Below are 23980 nucleotides of genomic sequence, written 5' to 3' on the forward strand. Positions count from 1 at the left end.
TGCTTTTAAAAGAAAAAACGATGAAAAACACAAGCTACTTCTGGTTATGCTCTTTGGCGTTGGTGTCGTGTGAAAGAAAAAACGCGGAACCCAAAATTAGTCAGCAACCCAATGTCCTCTTTATTTGTGTTGATGATCTCCGTCCTGAGTTGGGATGCTATGGTAAAGAATACATTCACTCACCAAATATCGATCAACTCGCAAAAACAGGAGCGGTTTTTACAAACCATTTTGTTTCTATTCCAACTTGTGGAGCCTCTAGAAGTAGTTTGTTGACTGGAATGTATCCGCAAACCAAAGCCCATTTATCCAATGAGGCGATTCACAATATGATATCAGGACAGCCTGAGCAGGAAGCTCCGGAAACATTTATTCATCACTTAAAACGAAACGGGTATTATACGGTTGGAGTGGGAAAAATAAGCCACTATGCTGATGGTTTGTTGTATGCCTACACCGATTCGGTAGGTACCGAACTGGAATTACCCCATAGTTGGGATGAAATGTTATTTGATGCCGGAAAATGGGGGACTGGTTGGAATGCATTTTTTGGGTATGCTGATGGGGAGAACCGACAAAGCCGCAATCGTCAGGTAAAACCTTATGAAAGAGGAGAGGTGGACGATGATGGCTATCCAGATGGATTGACAGCCAACTTAGCCCTAACGAAATTGAAGGAATTAGCTCAAAAGAAGCAGCCTTTTTTTCTGGGCGTTGGTTTCTTTAAGCCACATCTTCCATTCAATGCTCCTACAAAATATTGGGATTTGTATCAGGAGGATGACATTCCCTTGTCTCCAATTGCAGCTATTCCTGAAAATGTAAATAAAGCGAGTTTACACAATAGTGGCGAGTTTAATGGTTACCAGCTTGGAGATGAGGAAGCATCACTGGAAGGTCCGGTATCTGATGCATATGGACGAAAGTTGCGACATGCGTATTTTGCTTGTGTCAGCTATGTCGATGCTCAAATTGGAAAATTATTGGATGAATTGGACGAATTAGGCTTAGCTGAAAATACGGTGGTTGTTCTTTGGGGCGACCATGGTTGGCATTTAGGCGATCAGTTGGTTTGGGGAAAACATACCATTTTTGAGCAGGCCCTTAAAAGTGCATTCATTGTTCGGGTGCCAGGAATAACGAATGGTCAGCCGGTGAATGGTGTGGTGAGTTCGGTTGATATTTATCCGACCCTCATGGATCTTTGCCAGGTTGAGATGCCGCATACAACGGATGGGAAGAGTATGCTCCCTATTTTAGCAGGAGATAAGCTTGCATGGAAAAATGAAGCATTTGGCTATTTCCGAAATGGAATTACGCTTCGAACCGATCGTTATCGATTAACCAAATATTTTAGAAACGAACAACCGATGATTGAATTGTATGATCATGCAAATGATCCACATGAAAAACGGAATATTGCTGCTGAGCATCCAGAGCTTGTTGAAGAGCTGATGTCTCTTTGGGAAAAAGGAAATACAGGTTTGTATGATCAATAAACACTGGCTGTAATTAAGCTAATTCTCTAATCATTTGATTGGAGAGTAGTGTCTTTTTGAAGTCATGTCCTTATTTTTTTATTTCTTTACAGCCGTTAAACGGCTAATTGTTGAAGAATTCGATTCGGAATATTGATTCAGAACTATTGATCTCGTTGCAAAAAGGAGATCATTCCGCTTTTGAAAAACTCTTCTTGAAGTATGGACAGAAACTTTTTGTGTTTGCTGTATCCTATTTAAAGCAGAAAAGTGAGGCGGAAGAGATTGTGCAGGAAGTTTTCATGAAAGTTTGGAAAAATCGCGAAAGACTAAAGACGGATACTTCTTTTCAATCTTATTTATTTACTATTGCCTATAATTCAATCAGAAAATCATTTAATCGGAAAGCTCAGGTTAATCAGTTCAAAGAAGAAGTGATTGATCAGTTAGATAATGGGGACGATCCGATTGATTTTGAAAATAACTACCAACTGGTTATTCAGCGGCTGGATCAATTTATTGCGGAGATGCCAGAACGAAGAAAGAACGTGTTCGTTCGGCGAAAAAAACATGGAAAATCACTAGTTGAGATTGCCAATGAATATGACATTTCCGTGAAGACCGTTGAAAATCAGATCACCGAAGCAATGAAATATTTAAAGCGCCGGTTTGCCGAGGACTTTCCTGGAGGCCTTTTGTTTTTCTCTTTATTTTTGGAGAGCCGATAATAGATATTGGATTTCCAAATGTTCGGGAAATCACGAACTTGAAATATAAAACTTCAAATAAGCTTCCCATTTCGTAACCAATTCCTGAGCGTTTTGACCCTGTTCTTTCTTCTTTATCTCTCCTTCTTTTACACTAAAATTTAAAAAAAAATCAAATCGGAATAGGGGTTTTGAAAAAATGAGGATATAACGAGTGAGTAATTTGAATGAATCTCACTTATAACTCATGTCAGAGAAGAAAATAGATAGAGAACGATTAAGACGATTTGTCAACGGGAATTATTCCCGTACCGATTATAAACAGGTGAAGCAGCATTTTCAATCGGGAGCGGATGAAAATCTTCGGGAAGAGTTAAAAGAGCACTGGGAAGGACTCTCTGCGAACCAACCACTGAATGGGGGCTTGGAAGTCATGCTTGAACGGTTCAGGAAAAACCATATTAAAAAGTCGGAAGCCAAAGGAAAATCAATTTTGCGATACTATCAGCGTATTGCCGCAGTTTTGTTTATTCCAGTTTTGCTGGCTGCAAGTCTTTGGATATTTCGTACAACCAAATACCAAGAGAATATTATGGCAACCATTCACTCGCCTGCAGGAGCGAGAACCGAGTTTGTTTTGCCTGACGGATCAAAGGGATGGTTAAATGGTGGCTCACAATTAACTTATCCTGTTGTTTTTTCAGAGCATCGAGATGTTGAACTTGAAGGTGAGGCCTATTTCGAAGTTGTGCACCGGAGTCAGCAGAAGTTTCGGGTTAAAACAAAGGCGTTAACCGTGCAGGTACTGGGCACCTCTTTCAATGTGGCTGCTTATGCTGACGAATCGGCGGTCAATGTAATTTTACAGGAAGGCAAAGTTCAAATCCTGAATACAGAGGATCAACTGACTTATACGATGAACCCCGACGAAAAATTTGAGCTTGACCTGTTAAAAAATGAAGCAACAGTTAGCCAGGTTGATGCGAGTAGCTACACATCGTGGACCAAGGGGTTTTTACGATTTGATGGAGAACCGCTATCCGAAGTGGTGAAAAAACTGTCTCGATGGTATCATGTCGATTTTGAGATACGTGATAAACGACTGCAGGATTATAATTTCAAAGCCACGTTTAAAGACGAGCAGTTGGATGAAATCCTTCGTTTGATTTCTTTAACGACCCCCTTGAAATATCGAATAGAAGAACGTAAACTAAATAAGCAAGGAACTTACATGAAAAAGAAAATCATTATTGAATGGCAGTAATTTAAAGCAAATCAGGAAAGTGCTACCAACACTTCCCTGACAAATTGCAGAGTCACTACAACGAAATTTTTAATCACTCTACAACGTAAATTTATGAAAAAATTACAAAGAAGTGGGGCAGTTTACTGGTGTGCCCTCAAAAAAACATTTTGGATTATGCGCTTAGTCGTTTTATTTCTTTTAACAGGCATTTTGCAGGTTTCAGCATTAAATAGCTTTTCTCAGCAAACCCGCATGTCAATGAAGTTGAAAAATGTGCGTTTGGCTGATGTGTTAAATGAGATCGAAAATCAGTCAGATTATTATTTCCTTTATAATCAGGATTTAATAGATGTTGATCGGAAAGTCAATGTAGATGCTAAAAAACAAACAGTAGAAGGCATCCTGAAAGAGTTGTTTGATCAAACAACTACTGAATTTATGATTCGTGATCGGCAGATCATTTTGACCAATTTGAGCTCTACAGCTTTTAGCCAACAAGCACGAGAGGTGAGTGGAAAGGTTACTGACTCGTTCAATCAACCGCTTCCAGGGGTCACTATTGTTGTGAAGGGAACAACGAAAGGAACGGTTTCGGATCTTGATGGAAATTATACCCTTGATCAGGTTGCAGCAGGGGACGTTCTATTGTTTTCTTTTGTTGGAATGGTTCCCCAGGAGATTCCTGTAGGAAACCAAAGTGCGATTAATGTAACAATGAAAGAAGATGCTATTGGCATTGATGAAGTTGTTGCTGTTGGATATGGAGTACAAAAGAAAGTTAACTTAACTGGTGCTATTTCAAGCGTAACTGCAAAGGAATTAGATGCACGTCCGATAACCAACATGTCTTCAGCTTTAAGTGGACTAGCAACAGGAGTCCATATTTCTCAAACCGATGGGCAGCCCGGTAAAGATGGTGCCACTATCCGAATTCGAGGTGTTGGTACCTTGAATAATGCTAATCCGCTGGTATTAATCGATGGTATTGAGTCGGGAATTGGAGATATTAACTCCAATGACGTTGAAAGCATATCGGTACTAAAAGACGCAGCATCTTCCGCAATTTATGGATCAAGAGCGGCAAACGGTGTAATTTTGGTAACAACGAAGAAAGGTAAAGCCGGAGCTTTGAAAGTTAACTATAACGGTTATCATGGCTGGCAATCTACTAGTCAGATGCCAGAGTATCTAAGTGATTTTGCAACCTATATGGAAATTGCGAATGAAGCTTGGACAAACATTGGTCAAGCAGCCATATTCTCTCAAGATGATATTGATGCATTTCGCAACAATCCTGATCCAGTATTTAGACCAAGTGTAGACTGGGTGGATGTATGGTATGGAGATACTGCTCCAATGCATTCACACCATCTCTCTTTTTCTGGCGGAACCGATAAAGCGGTCTATAACTTTTCTCTTGGTTATCTTGACCAAAAAGGGATTACTCCCGACACTTATGCAAAACGTTATAATTTCAGAATGAACTGGGAAGGAAGTATTCTCAAAAACTTAAAAGTCGGAACAAACCTGTCGGGTTTTTGGAAAGACCTAGAGAACCCTGATGTTACTGAAATCTTCGGGATTGTTCCTGGTATTCCCTATGAGAGGCATCAGGATGGACGTTATGGTAATGCACAGGCTATTGGTGTTGGTACAGTTATCAATCCACGAGCCCAATGGGAAAATACGCATAATACAGAGCGAAACCAGAATTTCCTTGGAAAATTGTATTTGAATTGGGAGATTATTGATGGATTGAGTTTTTCTACGAATGCGGCTATTAAATTCAATAATACTCTTAAGCAATCTTTTGGAGGATTAACTGAATTATGGAACTTTAATACGGATGAAGTTGACCAGACATTAAATAAACTGACGCCAGCTCGGAATTCAAATTCAGAGAATTTTACCATTACAAATTACAATACCTTAAATTATTCGAAAACAATTGCCGAAAACCATGATCTAAATGTATTGGTCGGATCAAGTGTTGAGAAGTATCGTGGTGATTGGTTTAATGCAGGAATTGACAATTTTCACAACAATGAGCTATTTGTGTTAAATGCTGGATTGGATAATCCTCAGGTAGGAGGTTCGGCAAGTGAATGGTCGCTTGTTTCCTTTTTCTCAAGAGTGAATTATGCCTATAAAAGCAAGTACTTACTTGAAGGCAATGTGCGCTATGATGGTTCATCCAGATTTAAAGAAGGCAATAAATGGGGGGTATTCCCATCTTTCTCTGCGGGATGGCGAATATCCGAAGAAGGATTTATGCAGGATGTTAGTTGGCTCGATAATTTAAAAGTCAGGACTTCATGGGGAAAATTAGGGAATCAGAATATCATGAGAGGTAGTTCTCCAAATTATTATCCTTATCAAACCAGTTATGCTTTAGGACAAACTTATTCTTTGGGTGGAAATATCACTTCGGGGATTGCTTCTACTGAGGTGGTTAACTCCGATATAAAATGGGAAACCACGACAACCTCAAATATTGGGGTTGATGCAACCTTATTTGGGAAACTCAATGTTACAGCCGAGTATTTTCATCGCTTAACCGATGGTATTCTTATTGGTATGAATATACCCAAAACGATGGGAGATAAAGCAAGTCCTGTCGTAAACCTAGCTGAAGTTACAAACCAAGGTTGGGAATTGAGTGCCAATTATCAGGACAAATTGGGGGATTTAGCTTATAATATTGGTTTTAATGTCTCTAATGTTAAGAATGAAGTCACCAAATACCAAGGAGAAGTTCGCTCTGGTGGAAACTTCGTAATCTGGGAAGGTTACTCTTTCAGATCAATGTATGGGTATGTTGCAGATGGCTTGATCCGATCGCAGGAGGAATTGGATGCACTAAATGAAAAAGCACGTGAGTTGTCGGGAAATTCAGGAGCTTGGTATATCAATAATAAAACAAAGCCCGGCGATGTAAAATATCAGGATTTGGATGGAAATGGTATTATTAACAGCGAAGACCGCGAAGTAATTGGTAACACTATTCCAAAATACACTTACGGATTTAATTTAAATCTGGATTATAAAGGTTTTGATTTTGCAACTCTACTTCAGGGGGTTTACGGACGAGATACTTATTTGGGAGGAAATGGCGTAATTCCTGTTGGTGTAAATGGAGATCGTGGCTTATTCCCTTCTAAATGGGCTACCGACCGGTTCATCCCATCTGATGAGTCAACCTGGGCTACAGCGACCTTGCCACGAGCAGTAAATCCTAATAGTCATTCGAAAAACTATATGTTCTCTACTTTCTGGAAACAAGATGCTTCCTATCTAAGGGTAAAAACAATTCAATTGGGATATACGGTTCCGAATACAGCTGCTTTTGGTATTGACAGGCTCCGATTATATGTGAATGGTGAAAACCTGTTTACATTCACAAAATTCGATGGATTTGACCCTGAAAGGTCTCAAACGGCTAGTGGAATAACTCAGTATCCATTGCAAAAAACAGTATCGGCCGGTGTGCAAGTGACATTTTAAATGATTGAACATTAAAAAGAAAGACAATGAAAAATAAGATAATATTATTGGCGGTAATGTTAACGTTGTTTGCTTCGTGCGAGGACTTGCTGGACAAACAGCCTTTGGATAAAATTTCAGAAGCCACTTTTTGGCTGTCTCCTAAAGATGCAGATGCGGGCCTCCAGGCTTGTTACGATGTATTACAATGCCGGGGAACAAGTAAAAACCCAGCCTACGAACTTTGGGGAATGATGGATGCCTTAACTCCAATTAGTTACTCCAGAAACGGAGGTTATAACTCAATAGCAGAAGGAACCCATGATCCTGGCAATGGCTTAGTTAATGGGTATTGGAACGTAGCATATAAGGGTATCGCCAGGTGTAATGATGTACTTGATAACATTGATGATATTCCTTATCCTGATAATGAGTCGGATATAAAAGCAAGGGTAAAAGGTGAAGCCTCGTTTTTAAGGGCTTTATATTACTATCAGTTGATCGTTGCTTTTGGTGATGTCCCTTTAATCCTTTCTGTTCAAGAAGTTTCTGAAGCGATGGTTCCAAGAGCGCCTCAAAATGAAATAATTCAGGCTATGCATAAGGATCTTGACATTGCTGTGAACTCTTTACCGGTGTCTTATTCTTCAACTGAAATTGGCAGGGCAACTAAAGGAGCGGCCTTAACCTTGAAAACTAAAATCCATTTGTTTGAAGAAGACTGGGACGGTGCAGCCTCTACTTCAAAGCAGGTGATTGATTTGGGAGTTTACTCCTTACAACCAAATTTTAAAGATGTGTTTAACTGGAAAAATGAAAATAACTCAGAAGTAATCTTTGATATCCAGTTCATTTCGTATGTTGATGATGGGGCTACTTTCGATAAAATGTATGCAACAAGGTCACACTCTTCTTGGGGATGGTCGTGGTTAAGCCCGACACTTTGGCTGGTTGATAAATTTGAAAAGATTGATGAAAACCCCGAATATACCATCGAAGATGAGCGTATTCAGCCTGATGTTTATGAATACTTCGAAGGTCGTGACCCACGTATGGATGCAACAATTCTCCGACCAGGGGGGCACACAATTGTGGAGAAAGGGTTGGATAAGCTTTATCCCTATGAAATCACAAATTATCATCATAGTAAAACTGGTTTAACTACTAAAAAGACTATTATTGAAGGCGACGGAGGTATTCCGTATGATTCACCTAATAACTGGATTTTGTTTAGGTATTCCGATGTATTGTTAATGTATGCTGAAGCAAAAAAACAATTGGGGCAACTCGATCAGGCTACAGCAGATTTGTCAATCAATGCAGTGAGAGAAAGAGCATCCGATAAGCTTCCGTTGCACAGTGCTACAGATATTACCCTTGATGATATCTATGATGAATGTATCCGAGAGCTGGCATTTGAAGGATGGCTTTTCCCACGATTTAAACGTTGGGATATGCTTAAATTGAATGATGGGTTTAAAGTTATGGGAATGGCAACAAACAGCACAAGTTCAACATTTGCTGCTTCTCCGGTGGTAACCCGTCAGTATTTCGATTACCATCAGTGGTGGCCGATTCCGCAAAGTGAAAGGGACATCAATCCTAATTTAACTCAAAATCCAGGTTATTCTGAATAGACGAGACTATTCTATATCGAATAGTTGATATAGACATCACTTTATGAGGTATGGTATTCCTTCGTACTAAAGAGGGATTACCGTACTTCATATGGTAACGTGTTGGGGACGAATTTTACTTTAGAAATTTGTGGTAGCCTTTTATTAGTAAGGGCTTTATTTTTTACTTTCAAATATTGCTCAATATGGATATGCTAGGATTTCGGCTTATAATAACAATGTTATTTATAAGCGTTTTTGTTTATGTACGAGCTCAACCTCCTGAAGGCTCCAATCCTGTTCTAAAATGGCAAGATGAATTTTCAGGGGTAACTCTAAATCCACAAAATTGGACGGATAGAGGGGAGAGTTATAGGAAAACCCGCACGCATGATGGTTTTCCAATTTATTGGAGATATGAAAAGGACAATGCTTATGTTGAGGATGGGAAACTGGTATTAAAGAATACTAAAGTTACCACAAGCGTCGACACTGTTCTTGCTGCAGGCGTATCATCTGTTAATCTGTTTGAATCTACCTATGGTTACTATGAGGCAAGAATAAAGATTGCTCCAACCAATGATGGTTGTCACACAGCATTTTGGCTGCAAAGTAAAACCATGGGGAACGTTGGGAGTGGAGGAAGTGATGGCGCTGAAATTGATATTGTGGAGTCTGCTTTTGCTACAGATCATTATCAAAATGCAATTCATTGGGATGGATATGGAGAAGATCATCGTACATGGGGCAAAAAAGTTGAGGCAAGTATTCATGATGGGGAATTTCATAATTATGGGTTAGAATGGGGCCCCGGCTATTACAAATACTATTTCGATGGGCAACTTAAATCAACTTACCTTGGAGAAGGTGTCTCATCATCTCCAGAATACATTATCTTGTCAACAGGGGCAAGTTGGGGGGAAGGGAATGCCCATACCGGAGCTTTTCCCAACTATGCATATATTGATTGGGTTAGAGTTTATGATATTGCTTATAGTGATATTAATAATGGCAATGCACAAAAAGTATCTGCTACAGATGATACATATGCCTATGGTGCAGATGCTGGTACTTCCAAAACTCATGGAAATGAGAGTACAATAATTGTAAAACAAGGAGCTACTGATCCTTATGTTAGACTGGGATTTCTTAAATTTGATATTAGCACCTTAACGAATGATGTAGAATCAGTAAAATTACAAGTCACAGCAAAGTCAGTCAATGAAGCTGGAGAAAATATAAATTTTAATGTTTCATATATTAATAATGATAACTGGACTGAGCAGAGTTTAACATGGGATAATAAACCTAGTCCCGATGGTTTTGTTGGCGGGGCGACTATTGAAAGTGGAAAAATTGAATGGGATATTACTTCGCAATACCTCAATAACCTTAGCGATGGAAAGTTGTCATTTCAGATCTCATCTTCTGTTGAAGGTCCAGCACAGGTTGATTTATACTCAACAGAGGCTGGATCAGAGCTGGATTCACCTCAGCTTATTATTAAAAAGAATATAAGTACCTCTATAACCGAGCCAACAGGTAATGTTAGTGCTTCAATCAGACTATATCCAAATCCAGTAAAAGATAGAATAAACATCCTATACCACTCACCCAAAAATAGAACTATAACAATTGTTTTACGTCGGGTGACAGGAGAAACGATGCTCGTCAAAGAATTTTCTGTTGTTTCAGGGCAGAATAATATTCAACTTGCGACTCCTGGGAATATCAACAGCGGGATTTATCTATTAACAATCCATAATCCTGAGAAATCGATAACACAAAAACTAGTAGTTGAGAATAATCTTTAATATAGATGCATATTGGAGGTGTGAGTAGTTGTAGAATTTTCTGAAAATTCTAGGAGATGTGAAAGAACAATAGTCTTGATTTTAAATCAATATATAATAGTGTTATGCAAATTAATAAAACGCTTGCTTTACTTGCAATAGTATCCCCGTGGGGATGTAAGGAAGTTGAGAAACAAATAGATGAAAAACCCAATGTAATTGTTATTTTCCCAGACCAACTGCGTAGGTATAGCGCTGGTTTTTGGAATGAAGAGCCGTACAGATCTGAAGTCGTAGGAGTATCTGATCCTGTAGTTACCCCGACTATTGATAAATTAGCAAAAAATGGAGTCGTTTTTACAAATGCGATTAGTAATTATCCGTTGTGTAGCCCATACCGGGGGATGATGCTTACAGGACAGTATCCGCAACAAAATGGGATATGGGGAAATTGCAAGGCAGGACGAAACCATGAGTTGAGGAATGATGTAAAAACAATCACAGATGTTTTCTATGAAGCAGGTTATAATACTTCTTACTTTGGGAAATGCCACTGGGAAAAAACTGAAGCTTTATTTGATGAGAATGGGAACTACAAAGGAACCTTGGAAGAGCCAGGGGGACACTTGGTAAATAACTACGATACCTACGTTCCTCCAGGGGCATCCCGACATAGTATCGAATATTTTTACCAAGCATTGAAAGATGCTCATTTTGATTCTCATATTTATTCTAGTGATCCGAAACTTATTGGCGGAAAAAAGGATGGTGAGTTGCACAAAACTACGAAGTTTTCAGCAGAGAATGAGGCCGATCAAATCATTAAGTATGTGAGAAATAGTCATGGCCAAAGAGATGAAGATAAACCATTTTTTATGATTTGGGCTTTGAATCCTCCACACAATCCGTGGGATGATGCAAACACGGATATGGATGCTCTTCACCAGCACTATGATACGGACAAGTTTGCAGGTATTAAAGATCTCGTTCTTCGTCCAAATGCAGATTTGGAGGTTGCTCATTATGCACGCAATTATTTTGCAAATGTCACTGCTGTAGATAAGTATATTGGAACGGTGATTGACGAGCTGGAAAAACAAGGTTTATTGGAGAATACCATTGTTATTTTCACCTCGGATCATGGAGAGATGCTTGGGAGTCATGGAAAAACGGGGAAAAATATATTGGAGCTGGAATCCATCGCGGTCCCGTTTATTGTTCACTATCCTAAAAAAGTCAAGACTGGAATTACTGATTTAATGTTGGGAGCAACAGATATTATGCCAACCCTACTTGGGTTAGCCGGATTACAAGACCGAACTCCATCAGTGATTCAAGGAGACGATTTTTCAAAGGAAATTTTACATCCGGGGACTGATGAGATAGAAAAGCCTGAGTCTGTGCTACTGTTGCTTGGAAATGCCCGTGGAATTCAAAATGATCGATATACCCTTTGTATTGAGGAAGATGTCGTTGCAGGGAAGATTACATCTTCCTATTTGTACGATAACAAGAAGGATCCGTATCAGCAAACCAAAATGTTATTGGATGTTACTCAAAGTGAAGTGCAATTGTTGCTAGAAGCCTTGGGGGAAAAATTGAAATATTCAAATGACCCGTGGTATTTAGAGCGTAAATATGCAGATTTAATTGTATATCCTGAGTGAAGCTTCTGATTATTAGTGAATCGCTTAAATAGTTTATCTGAGATAGGAAAGTGAGGAGGGTTTGGCCATTGGTCAAACCCTCTTTTTGTCTGAGCGTTTCATTGCTTGAGTTGAAGGAAAGTAAAGTTTGCTGGCTAGATCTGTAAATAGTTTGTAGATTCCTGTGTCATAGGGGACGACTTGGTAATTTGTTAGAAATCATCGTGCTGCGAATGTCTGAATATTTTAAAGCTAAAATTTAACGATCTCTTGTAATCATGTTATGTGAAAAAAAGTGTTGATGATTTCAATGGAATCCCTACTTTTGAGTTCGCAATTACGTAATTTAGATCGATTTGGATCAAGGGAACCGATATCAGGATAAAGATTTAGTTGTTCAACTAAAATCAAACTCTTCCTCTGCTTTTCAGGCTTTGTTTGAGAAGTATAGCCAACGAATTTACCGTTTTTCCCTAGGGTATTTGAAGAGCACTCAAGAGGCCGAGGAGATTGTGCAGGATGTTTTTTTGAGAGTTTGGAAAGCCCGGGAGGAACTACTTGTCGAACGATCCTTTGAATCTTATTTGTTTACAATTGCGAAGAATACGATTTTAAATACCATTCGGAAGGCTAATTACGAAAAAGCATATTTGGAATATTCCAGCCTTCACTCCAATAAAAATAGCTTGCTCGACGAAGAGTTGGATTTTAAGGAGTTAGACCGTATTTACCGGCGAGCCATTGAGAAGCTTCCTGCCCGTCGTAAGGAAGTATATCGTTTAAGTCGGGACAATGGGCTGTCTAACCGTGAAATTGCGAATGAGTTAGGAATCTCGGTTAAGACGGTTGAGAATCAAATGACGGCTGCTTTAAGTGCCATAAAAAAGGAGTTACTTTCCTATGGAATTTCCGGGAGTATCTTTTTCGAACTTTTTTTATAAAAAAGAAATTTTCGCATAGGGGGTAACTCTTGCTTGTGTGTATACCTATTCAAAAAGCACAGAATAAGCAATGGTTGCATTTCAAACGAATAGTAAAGAATGGCTTGATAAACTCCAGTCGGACAAGCTTAGTAATGCGGAGAAAGAAGAGCTACAAGAGTATATTCGAAGTACCTATAAAGATAAGCAGCTGGAGGAACTGATGGCTCATCATTGGAGTTCGACAGGACAATCCGATTCAGTTGCGAAGGAGGCCGATCTTAGTGTCATTGAATCAAAACTTCTTGCTTATATTGCTGGCGAGCAAGCCGTGACACGCCGGTTGCATCAGAACTGGAAGCCTGTTTTGATGCGGGTTGCTGCCGTACTGTTCATTCCGTTATTGCTGGTTTCTTCCTTCCTGTTTTATACGGTTTTTCAGCAAAAACAACCAGAAACTACTCAAGTCGTGATGCAGGAAGTAATCGCGTCACCCGGTTCAAGAGTTCATTTTACTTTGCCTGACAAAACAGAGGTTTGGCTTAATTCGGCCAGTAAGCTCGAGTTTCCGGTAACGCTTGGAGAGCAGGAAAACAGAGTTGTCAGTTTATATGGGCAGGGTTATTTTAAGGTGGCTCCGGATAAAGAACGGCCGTTTATGGTGAAGGCTGGAGAGATGAATATTCAGGTATTGGGAACCTCGTTTGATGTGGCCAATTATGAAAATGATTGTTTCTTTAATACAACGCTTGAAGAAGGAAAAATCGCTCTATTGAGTCCGGGAGGTAAGCCAATTGCACAGTTGGTTCCTGGAGAGCAAGCCACGCTGAATAAATCAACGCATCAGGTCAATATTAAACAAGTTGATACCCGAAGCATAACTTCATGGAAAGATGGTTTCCTTCTTTTCGATAATACACCACTTCCCGAAGTCGTGAAGCAGCTGGAACGATGGTACAACTGTGAGATTCAACTCGAAAAAGGTCTGGATGTGTCTCCATACAGTTTTAAAGCAACCATTCAGGATGAAACCTTGGGAGAAGTCCTTAAAATGATTGAAATATCTACGCCTCTAAAAACGAAAATTACAAACCGAAATGTAACGATATGGATTGACTAACACGAAGAAAGGCAGTGTTCGCACCACTGCCTTTGATGAATTAACCATAGGAATATAATTAACTCAATGAAAAATCAAATTTATGAAAAAAAATTGGTTCTTTAAGAAGCATAGGTATTTGCTTTCTTATGCTGGTAAAATCTTGAGAGTAATGAAATTAACGACCTTTTTGACCATTCTGACAAGTTTGCAGTTGCTTGCAGTTGACAATTTTGCTCAAACGCAACGACTCAGCTTAAACGTTTCCAATGAATCCATTCAAAATGTTCTGGAAATCATTGAAAATGAAACGGATTACTTCTTCTTTTATAACAGTCAAGGAATTTCACTGGATAAAAGAGTTTCGCTAAATCTTTCAGAGAAGTCGATTTCGGACGTTTTGAATAGCTTATTTGAGGGTGAAAATATAAGCTATACGATAAGCAATCGGCAGATTATTTTGGCTGGGAACGAATTTCAGGCATTGCAACAACGAAAAGTTACCGGGAAGGTTACTGACGCTTCAGGGGAACCACTCCCCGGAGTAACAGTACTTGTGAAAGGAACCACCCAGGGAACCGTGACTGATTTTGATGGAAACTATACGATTGCAGACGTTTCTGCTGGCGCAACTTTGGTATTTTCATTTGTGGGGATGCGAACGCAGGAGGTGGCAGTAGGTGGTCATTCGGTAATGAACGTGATAATGGAGGAAGATGCGGTAGGAGTTGATGAAGTTATTGTTGTTGGTTACTCTGTACAGAAAAAATCCACCTTAACTGGAGCTGTGTCGCCAATCAATGTTGATGATATGAAACATCGGCGCGTTGCCGAACTATCCCAAGCCTTGCAAGGCCAAGTTGCAGGGGTACAGGTTACTCAAAGCACAGGTGCTCCTGGAGACGAAATTAATATTCGTATTCGGGGAGATGGAACAATTGGAAGCAATACGCCGCTATATATTGTTGATGGTGTTCCTACCAGAGAACTCAACTTTCTTAATCCTTCCGACATTCAGTCTATGACAGTGTTAAAGGATGCATCAGCAGCGGCAATTTATGGATCAAGAGCTTCTGCAGGGGTTATTATCGTAACAACCAAAGTGGGAGAGAAAGGGAAATCTGCGTTTGATGTGAATTACTTTCATGGAGTTCAACATGCTATTAATTTGCCAGATATGCTCAACACAGAGCAGTACCTTAATACAGTAGAAAAGGCATGGAATAATGCCGGATATGAAGGGACAAACCCTTATGTGGCAGACCGGGGAAGAAGCGATTTTGCTAATACCGATTGGCTGGATGAAGTATTTGAAGCAGGATATTCTCAAAACATTCAGCTGACGGCAAGTGGCGGGAATGAGAAACTGCAATATTTACTCTCAGCGGGGTATTATGACCAAGATGGTATTGTTGTTTTTGATAATGACAAATACCAACGCTATAATTTCAGGACAAATATTAATGCTGATTTAACTGATCGGATAAGCGTAGGAACGAATGTACAACTTTCGTATGCGATGCAGGATAAGCTCTCGTCCAAGGGAGATCGTCCCGGAATTATCCGTCATGCTTTACTGAGACCACCAGTTATCCCGGTATATAAAAGTCCGGATGATCCAACTTATACCGAACGTGATCCGTACACTGATCTACCATTTTACAAGCACAATAATCGTGATACCGGAGGTTGGGAGAGTGACAAATATGAATGGACCCAAAACCCGGTGGCTTTAGCCTATTTTACGAATGATAAAAGATCGCATTTTAAGACTTTCGGTAATTTGTATGGAGAAGTAGCACTTTTAAAAGATAAATCGTTAAGGGCTAGGACAAATGTTGGGATCGATTTAAATTTCACACACAATAAAGCTTTTTTTCGAAACTTTGGAGATGATGATGGCGGTGGTAATGAGGTAGATAAAGGGAGTGGTCGTCAAAATCGTCCGAATGGATTAAACGAAGATCGAGGAGAAGCATTAACCATCTCATGGAATAACACGCTAAACTACAATAAGTCATTTGATAAGCATAGTGTTAGTGTATTGCTTGGAAGTGAGTTTATTACGAATTATTCGTCAAGCCTAAATGCTTCGCGAAGACGATATGAATACGATACAGAGAAGTTTCAATACATCGATTTTGGAAGTACTGAGTTGGATCTATGGAATGGAGGTACAGGTTCAGAGTGGTCTTTGTTATCCTTCTTTGCATCAGCTACCTATGTTTATAATTCTCGTTATATGTTGACCGCTAATCTCAGGGCAGATGCATCTTCAAGATTTGCTGAAGATAATCAGTGGGGGTATTTCCCGTCACTTTCAGCTGGTTGGAAAATGAGTGAAGAAAGCTTTATGGAGAATATTGACTGGTTGTCTGATTTAAAGCTCCGGGCCAGCTATGGGAAACTGGGAAATCAGGAAATAGATAACTATGCATACTTAACTCTTATAAAGAAAGATGGTGATAAATACTTAGTGTCAAGGTATGGAAATCCAAATTTGAAATGGGAAACCACGACTCAGTACAACATAGGGCTTGATGCTGGATTTTTGAAGAATAGGCTTTACCTAACGGCGGACTATTTTTGGAAGACAACAAGCGATATTCTATTACCTATAACGCTTCCCAAAATTGTTGGCGATGTGCAGCCTACCATTGTGAATGCCGGGGAAGTAAGCAATGAAGGTTTTGAGTTGGGAGTTACTTTTAGAAACAGTGAACGTGCCTTCAAGTATAATATCAACGCGAATGTAGCTACCGTAAAGAACGAAGTAAAACAGCTACATCCTAATCTTCCTAGCCTTATTGGGCAGGTTAGCAGAACCGTTGTTGGGCAACCGCTAAATGCATACTATGGTTATGTCTTTGAGGGAATTTATCAGAATGAGGATGAAATCGCATCTCATTTATTTGGCACTTCTTCACCAACAGTTAGTCCCGGAGACATCCGGTTCAAAGACATGAATGAAGATGGAAAGATTGATGACAACGATCGGGATTTTATCGGTGATCCTAATCCCGGCTTATTGTATGGCTTGAACCTTTCGGGATCGTATAAAGGTTTCGATTTAGCTCTTTTCTTTCAGGGAGTAGGACAAGTTGATCGTTACAATGATTCAAAAAAGATTGTCGATTACGACACGCGACCATTCAATTACACGACCGAGGTTTTAGGAAGTTGGGATGGGGAAGGCTCTACAAACGCTATTCCTCGTGTGAGTTTCACGGATAATGGTAGTAGTAAGGTATCCAGTATCTTTGTTGAAGATGCCTCTTACTTCCGACTTAAGAATGTTGAATTGGGCTATTCATTCAATAGTTTGCACCAAGTTGGAATAAAGGGAATTCGCGTGTACGTTTCAGCTCAAAACGTTTTTACCCTGACTTCTTACAGTGGACTCGATCCGGAATCAACGGATCTAATTGATATGGGAACATATCCTCAAGCCAGATCTTTTATCGCTGGTATTAATCTGAACTTTTAGTCAACTTAAATGAATCATTAGTTATGAATTTGAAAAACAATATATTCTTTGTGGCATTGATTTTATTGATGTTTGCAAGTTGTGACAGTTTTTTGACCGAAGATCCGATTGGGCTGTTAACTCCAGAGCAAGTCGATTTGGATCCGACAGTTACAAGTGTCGAATATTCCGTAAGCTCTGGCTACCAATTGTTGTCGGGAACACTTAATATTATCGGAAACTGGGCTTGGGATGAAGGAACTGTAACCCGTAATGATTTTATTTTGCAAGATATTGCTTCTGATGATATGCAAAAGAAGTGGAATCCAGATGGCGATCAGGCTTGGATGGATCAGTTTGATAATTTCAGTTTCATTGCTTCGAATGGCGGCTTTAATGGGATTTGGAGTTATAATTATGAAGGGATTTCAAGGGTAAATACGGCAATTAGCTACTTGACAGATGAAGAGATGATGGGCAAACTAAATATGGAATCATCATTGAAAAACAGACTTTTAGGGGAGTCCTACTTTTTACGTGCCTTTTATTACTTCGACTTGACCACAATCTTTGGTGATGTTCCATTGTTGCTAGTTCCTTTAACTTCGTTTGAAGAGGCTTATGAAGTCGCAGTAAGAGTAGATAAGGCAAAAATTTGGGAGCAGATTGCAAGTGATCTTGCCAATGCAAAGACTTTATTGCCTTCTCAAAAATTTCCAGTTGAAACTGAAAAGTGGCGAGTTTCGAAGGGGGCTGTAATTGCTATGCAAGCGAAGGTGGCTTTGTATAATGAGCAGTGGCAAGAGGTTATTCAGTTTATTGAAGAGATGGAAAGCTTGGGGTATTACGAGCTTAATACCAATTACTTCGATTCTTTTGATGCGAGTAAAGAGTTCATGGATGATGAAGTGATTTTTGCGTATGACCATGAATCGTCGCAAACCCCGAGAAAAGGGAATGGCTTATGCGCATTAATTGGCTGGGGATTTATAGCCCCTGAGTCTAACTTTATTGATGAATTTGAAGCGAATGATCCTCGTTTGGCTTACACGGTTGATGTTGAAAATCGTAATGTAAATAAGTTATTGGGAACATTGGACGGAACGAACAAAGGGAATGGTGACGCCTCAAGTAATCGCATTTATATTCGTTGGGCTGATGTGGTGTTGTGGAAAGCAGAAGCCTATTTGGAATTGGGAAACAGCGAAGAGTCAATAGACCTGATTAATGAAATTCGGCAACGGGCAAGAAACTCTGTCAATATTGATGGAGAAGTTCCAGTTGCAGGAACACTGCCTGCTTATGACCGATCGGAGAGCGATTCAAATGTGATCAAAAGTTGGTTGATTCATGAAAGGCGATGTGAGCTTGGTTTTGAATCACATCGGATGAATGATCTGAAGCGATGGGGAATTGCGGTAGATGTTTTAGGAACAAGAGGTTTCTCTGAACATCATCATTATTACCCGATCCCTCAGGGGGAAATTGACAAATCGGGAGGAAGCATTACTCAGAATCCAGGGTATTAAATTATAAAGAATAAATCAAAAATAACCCTAGACAGAGTATTTGCCAATATTCTGTCTAGGGTTCTAAAATATAGAAGAATGAAGTTTAGAATTGTTTTCATTTTAATTGCTGTTGTTTTCCTATTTACGCGTTGTAATCAAAGAGTAACACCTCAGAAAACAGCGTTTTTAGTGCCTTTCACAAAGAATGTAAATGTGAATCCGTGTTTATTACCTTCTGATAGTTTGCAGTTTTTTTGTCCAGTTAGACAAGAGATGGTCAATTGGGAAGAGAAAGATGTATTCAATCCTGCTTCTGCAGTAAAAGGAGATACTGTATTCCTTTTATATAGGGCAGAAGATACGGTTGGGAAATATCATGGAACTTCACGAATCGGCTTAGCTTACAGCCTGGATGGTTACCATTTTCATAAAAGAGAAGAGCCTGTCCTGTTTCCTGACAATGATGAATTTAAAAGGTACGAGTGGGAGGGAGGTTGTGAAGATCCCCGCTTGGTTGAAGATGATCAGGGGACTTACTACCTGACTTATACAGCTTACGACGGAGATAAAGCCCGATTGTTTATTGCCTCTTCTCGCGACCTGAGGAACTGGACAAAACATGGTTCGGTATTTGGAAAGGCGGGGGATGAATATGTTGCGATGTGGTCAAAAGCCGGATCAATTGTTTGTAAAGAAGCTGATGGACGAATGGTTGCCACCAAGATCAATGGAAAATACTGGATGTATTGGGGAGAGTCAAACATTTACATGGCTACTTCTGATAACTTAATCGATTGGGAGCCTATCTTGGAGACTGATCCTCAAAAAATGGAACTGGATACCATGCGAAAATATACGACTGCCTTTAAAAGTGTATTTTCTACTCGGCATGGCAAGTTTGACAGCGAGCTTGTTGAACCAGGGCCTCCGGCAATATTGACGGAAGAGGGAATTCTATTCATTTACAACAGTAAAAACAGTCCTGAATATGGAGATAAACAATTGGCTCCTGGTACTTATGCTGCGGGACAAGTGTTGATTGATAAAGATGATCCAACGAAGGTTCTGGGACGAATGGATGATTGGTTTATTACACCAGATCAACCCTTTGAAATAACAGGACAGGTTAATAACGTTTGCTTTGTTGAAGGTTTGGTTCATTTTAAAGATAAATGGTTATTGTACTATGGAACTGCGGACTCAAAAATTGCAGTAGCCGAGTCAAGCTCTTCAATAAAATAAGAAGGTAGATACTAGTACACTTTATTATAAAGCCTCAATGTAGTTCTGCATTGGGGCTTTCTTGTTTGTAAAAATCTTTTTTCTCTGCGTTCCTTTGTTTTTGATGATTTTAGCTAGCTTTAAAGGATCTAAATAGACACCTGATTATTGCTAAGATTATGGACTTCAAAACGCTCGTTGGCCTATCTGGCCTGTCTTGTTGCTGCTTCCTTCATTCAGCGGCACAGGAAAATACCTTGATGCAACGCCCCAATTTCATTCTGATTGTAGCTGACGACTTGGGCTATGGGGATTTGGGTTTTACCGGAAGTACGCAGATTAAAACCCCCAATATTGATCGTTTGGCAGCCAATGGAGCTGTCTTTTCGCAGGGCTATGTTTCTGCTCCGGTTTGCAGTCCTTCGCGGGCAGGAATACTAACGGGGAGAAACCAGGTTTCATTTGGACACGACAATAATATTGGAGGAAGTCAGCCCGGTTTTGATGAGGCGTTTTTAGGCTTGCCTTTAAGCGAAAAAACCATTGCGGATCGCTTACATACCTTAGGGTATGTTAATGGATTGGTGGGGAAATGGCACCTTGGAGATCAGCCTCATTTCCACCCATTAAAACGAGGCTTCGACGAATTTTGGGGATATACCGGGGGCGGTCATGATTACTTCGCTTCGGAACCGGATGGACGAGGCTATAAAAGCCCGATTGAGTGTAACTATAAAGAACCGTCAGCAATTACCTACATCACGGACGACAAGGGGACCGAATGTGTTGATTTTATTGGGCGTCATAAGGACGATCCTTTTTTCCTGTTTGCTTCGTTTAATGCACCTCATACGCCCATGCAGGCTACCAAAGCAGATTTGGAATTATATCAACACATTGAAAATAAAAAGCGACGAACCTATTGTGCCATGGTGCATCGCCTGGATGTAAATGTGGGACGAATTATGGATGCTGTTGAGGCAAACGGATTAGCCGATAATACCTTGATTGTTTTTATCAGCGATAACGGAGGGCCTACGAATTCCAATGCATCAATCAATGCCCCATTTAACGGGCAAAAAGGAATCTTACTGGAAGGCGGTATCCGAACCCCATTTATTATGAACTGGAAGAATACTATTCCTGAAGGAACTGTTTCAGCAGATCCTGTTATTTCGCTGGATTTAGCTCCTACTTTTTTTGAATTGGCAGGAGGCAAAACTAAGGAGGAAGATCAATTTGATGGCGTTAATCTTTTGCCCTACATCAAGGGCGAAATAGATGGGAAACCGCATGATTCTTTTAACTGGCGGTTCACCATAAGTGCTGTTATTCGGGAAGGAGATTGGAAACTGATTCGATTGCCTGATCGTTTTCCTGTCCTGTATAATTTGAAAGAGGATTTATCCGAACAACATGATCTTGCGCCTGAAAATATAGAGAAGACAAAGGCATTGCTAAAGAAACTGGGGGCTTGGGATCTTGCTCAACCGCATCCTGTATTTTTGGAAGGAGCTGAGTGGCGAGCAAATCAACTAAACTTGTACGATAGAACCTACCAGTTAAGTCAACCAGAATAAAAAAGCCTGATATTTTTCTAAATTTGACAGATGGAAATTTCTCCAGAAAAACTCCAAAAACTAGCAACCGGAATCCGTGATGGTGAGATCAAGGCTTTTGATGAGCTATACGAGCTCTATAGCCAGCGGTTGTATGGTTTTGCATTTTCAATGCTGAAAAACAAGGAGGATTCGAAAGAAATAGTGCAAGACACCTTCTTGAAAATTTGGAGTAGACGAGCAGAGATAAATACTTCGCATTCATTAAAATCGTTTCTGTTTACAGTTTCCTATAATTTAGTCATTGATCTTTTTCGCAAAAGGGCAAAAGAAACGGAATTTCAGTCTTACCTGAAATATTACCTAAGTCAGAACAACTCTGAGTCTGCAATCATGGTCGAGTTTCAGGAGTTGAATGAGGAAGTTCAGCGCTTAATCGCCGAGTTGCCTGAAAAACGTCGGCAGATTTATAAGCTGAGTAGGGAAGATGGGCTTAGCCACAAGGAAATAGCATCAAAGTTGGGGCTAAGTACGAAAACGGTTGAAAACCAAATCAATTTGACCTTAAGACACCTTCGCGTTCATATCAATTCCAATAGTTTATTGGTCCTGCTTTTCATGGCTTTGTTTGGTTGATTGTTAGTTTGCAGTCTTTCTGCATCATCATGAGTGGCGCGAAGTGATCTTCCAAGGGAGAGGACTTAGGTTTCAAGTTCGAAGCGCCTAAAGTTGAGGAAGAAGTTTGAAACGGTTTGAAATAGTTTGAAGAGGGGCGGGTTCGAATTCCCAATTTCCAGTTTGTCCGAACATCTGAGAGTCTGAAAGTCTAATCGCTATTGTCTTCTTGTCTTGGCTCTTGACGTCTAATCTTAGAAGTTTCAAAAAAAGAATGGAATTCTTTTGGGGGGTAGATAGCGTTTCTGCGTATTGCTTTTGAATAGGCATAGAATGACGATGTGAAGTTACAACAGCATGCGGGAAATGAGTTGGATAAAAGCATCAAGCAAGAAGAAGTTTTTTGAAGACAATGCATCAAAAAAAAGTTTGTCACAGACGATCACAAAAAGATTTCAATCAATGAAGAAAGAAGATGAAATAACAACTTTAATTCAGAAGTATCTGGAAGATAGCTGCAGCGCAGAAGAACTGGATGAGCTCATTCATCTTTTAAATAAAGATGGGGATCATCAGCAGGTTGAAGGGGTACTTTACTCGCATTGGAAAAATAAATCGTCCTATAAAAATGAACTGGAAAAAGAGGAGCTGGATGAGATGTTAGCGCTTATCCATCAGCAGATGGTTCCGGCAAAAACTCGCTCTAAAACACCAATTTTAAGAAGCCTGAAAAATCGTTTTGTGCGGGTGGCAGCTGTTTTATTTATTCCCTTATTGCTTGGCACGCTCTGGCTGACTGTCGATAAACTACAGAGTAAGCAGTCTGCAACCATGGTGGAATTGGAAACGCCTTTCGGATCGAAGATTAAAACAACCTTACCTGATGGAACTGAAGTGTGGCAAAACGCAGGAACCGTATTGCGATACCCAAGCTATTTCTCAGGAAAAGGCCGCGAAGTTGAGTTAATTGGAGAAGCCTACTTTCATGTTGTCTCAGACGAAAACAATCCGTTTTATGTGCAAACAAAAGCCGGAAAGGTGAAAGTGACCGGAACGCGATTTAACTTATCTGCCTACGAAGAGGATGCTTACTCTTCGGTGGTTTTGGAGGAAGGAGAAGTTGTTTTTCTTTCGGGAAAAGGGCAGGAGGTTCGCTTACTTCCAGCAGAACAACTTGTTTATACAAAGCAAACAGGAGCATTGGTAAAGCAAAAAGTGGACGTAGAGAAATACACTGCCTGGACCGAAGGAAAACTGATTTTTAGAAATGATCCATTGGCTGAGGTGGTTCAACGACTGGAACGCTGGTTTCATGCAGATATTGAGTTGTTGGACCCCGACGGAAGCTTGGCAAAGCATACGTTTACCTTAACCATCGAACATGAAACGTTGCCGCAAGTGTTGAACTATATCACACAAGCTGCTGATTTGAGCCTGGAAACCAGTGGGGTGGAATCGTTTGACGATAGCTCGATCCAAAGTACGCAGTATCGAATATCAAAACATAAAAACTAGAAGCCTATGTGAATACTAAAAGAATTAAAACTAAAAAGGAGGATGCTGGAACATCCCCCTTCAATTAGTTAATTAAACAATCTTCTGGATAAAAATTGTAAAATT

General features: G+C 39.9%; 15 protein-coding genes. All 15 read left to right on the forward strand.

The window, feature by feature from the left end; translation table 11 throughout:
- Positions 1-20: 20 nt before the first annotated feature.
- The 15 genes from BM156_RS11750 (at position 21) to BM156_RS11825 (ending at position 23875) form a co-directional block, all read left to right on the forward strand.
- On the forward strand, positions 21-1499 hold the full coding sequence (locus BM156_RS11750) for a sulfatase (protein ID WP_093920067.1): 1479 nt from the start codon (positions 21-23) through the stop codon (positions 1497-1499).
- 110 nt (positions 1500-1609) lie between these two features.
- Positions 1610-2206: an RNA polymerase sigma factor gene (locus BM156_RS11755; RefSeq protein WP_170846946.1), complete on the forward strand. Its 597-nt coding sequence runs from the start codon at positions 1610-1612 to the stop codon at positions 2204-2206.
- Positions 2207-2432: 226 nt separating this feature from the next.
- Positions 2433-3449 (forward strand): FecR family protein, encoded by a 1017-nt coding sequence (locus BM156_RS11760; RefSeq protein ID WP_093920069.1) that lies wholly within the window; start codon positions 2433-2435, stop codon positions 3447-3449.
- Between the two features lie 93 nt (positions 3450-3542).
- Positions 3543-6935: a TonB-dependent receptor gene (locus BM156_RS11765; RefSeq protein WP_093920070.1), complete on the forward strand. Its 3393-nt coding sequence runs from the start codon at positions 3543-3545 to the stop codon at positions 6933-6935.
- A 26-nt stretch (positions 6936-6961) separates the two neighbouring features.
- Entirely contained in the window at positions 6962-8551 is a 1590-nt protein-coding gene (locus BM156_RS11770) for a RagB/SusD family nutrient uptake outer membrane protein (RefSeq protein ID WP_093920071.1), read from the forward strand.
- A gap of 185 nt (positions 8552-8736) precedes the next feature.
- A complete protein-coding gene (locus BM156_RS11775) occupies positions 8737-10344 on the forward strand; it encodes a CBM96 family carbohydrate-binding protein (RefSeq protein ID WP_093920072.1) in 1608 nt (535 codons plus the stop codon).
- Between the two features lie 104 nt (positions 10345-10448).
- Positions 10449-11990 (forward strand): sulfatase family protein, encoded by a 1542-nt coding sequence (locus BM156_RS11780; RefSeq protein ID WP_093920073.1) that lies wholly within the window; start codon positions 10449-10451, stop codon positions 11988-11990.
- Between the two features lie 335 nt (positions 11991-12325).
- A complete protein-coding gene (locus tag BM156_RS11785; RefSeq protein WP_170846947.1) occupies positions 12326-12910 on the forward strand; it encodes an RNA polymerase sigma-70 factor in 585 nt (194 codons plus the stop codon).
- A 70-nt stretch (positions 12911-12980) separates the two neighbouring features.
- On the forward strand, positions 12981-14009 hold the full coding sequence (locus tag BM156_RS11790; protein WP_093920075.1) for a FecR family protein: 1029 nt from the start codon (positions 12981-12983) through the stop codon (positions 14007-14009).
- 151 nt (positions 14010-14160) lie between these two features.
- On the forward strand, positions 14161-17475 hold the full coding sequence (locus tag BM156_RS11795; protein ID WP_093920137.1) for a TonB-dependent receptor: 3315 nt from the start codon (positions 14161-14163) through the stop codon (positions 17473-17475).
- Positions 17476-17498: 23 nt separating this feature from the next.
- Positions 17499-18983, forward strand: a complete 1485-nt coding sequence (locus tag BM156_RS11800) for a RagB/SusD family nutrient uptake outer membrane protein (protein WP_093920076.1) — start codon at positions 17499-17501, stop codon at positions 18981-18983.
- 78 nt (positions 18984-19061) lie between these two features.
- On the forward strand, positions 19062-20207 hold the full coding sequence (locus BM156_RS11805) for a glycoside hydrolase family 130 protein (RefSeq protein ID WP_093920077.1): 1146 nt from the start codon (positions 19062-19064) through the stop codon (positions 20205-20207).
- 158 nt (positions 20208-20365) lie between these two features.
- Complete coding sequence (locus BM156_RS11810) at positions 20366-21766, forward strand: sulfatase (RefSeq protein WP_093920078.1); 1401 nt, start codon at positions 20366-20368, stop codon at positions 21764-21766.
- Between the two features lie 30 nt (positions 21767-21796).
- Complete coding sequence (locus BM156_RS11815) at positions 21797-22381, forward strand: RNA polymerase sigma factor (protein ID WP_093920079.1); 585 nt, start codon at positions 21797-21799, stop codon at positions 22379-22381.
- Positions 22382-22822: 441 nt separating this feature from the next.
- Positions 22823-23875, forward strand: a complete 1053-nt coding sequence (locus BM156_RS11825) for a FecR family protein (protein ID WP_170846948.1) — start codon at positions 22823-22825, stop codon at positions 23873-23875.
- The last annotated feature ends 105 nt before the right edge of the window (positions 23876-23980 follow it).

The organism is Sunxiuqinia elliptica (assembly GCF_900113005.1).
Taxonomy (GTDB): Bacteria; Bacteroidota; Bacteroidia; order Bacteroidales; family Prolixibacteraceae; genus Sunxiuqinia; species Sunxiuqinia elliptica.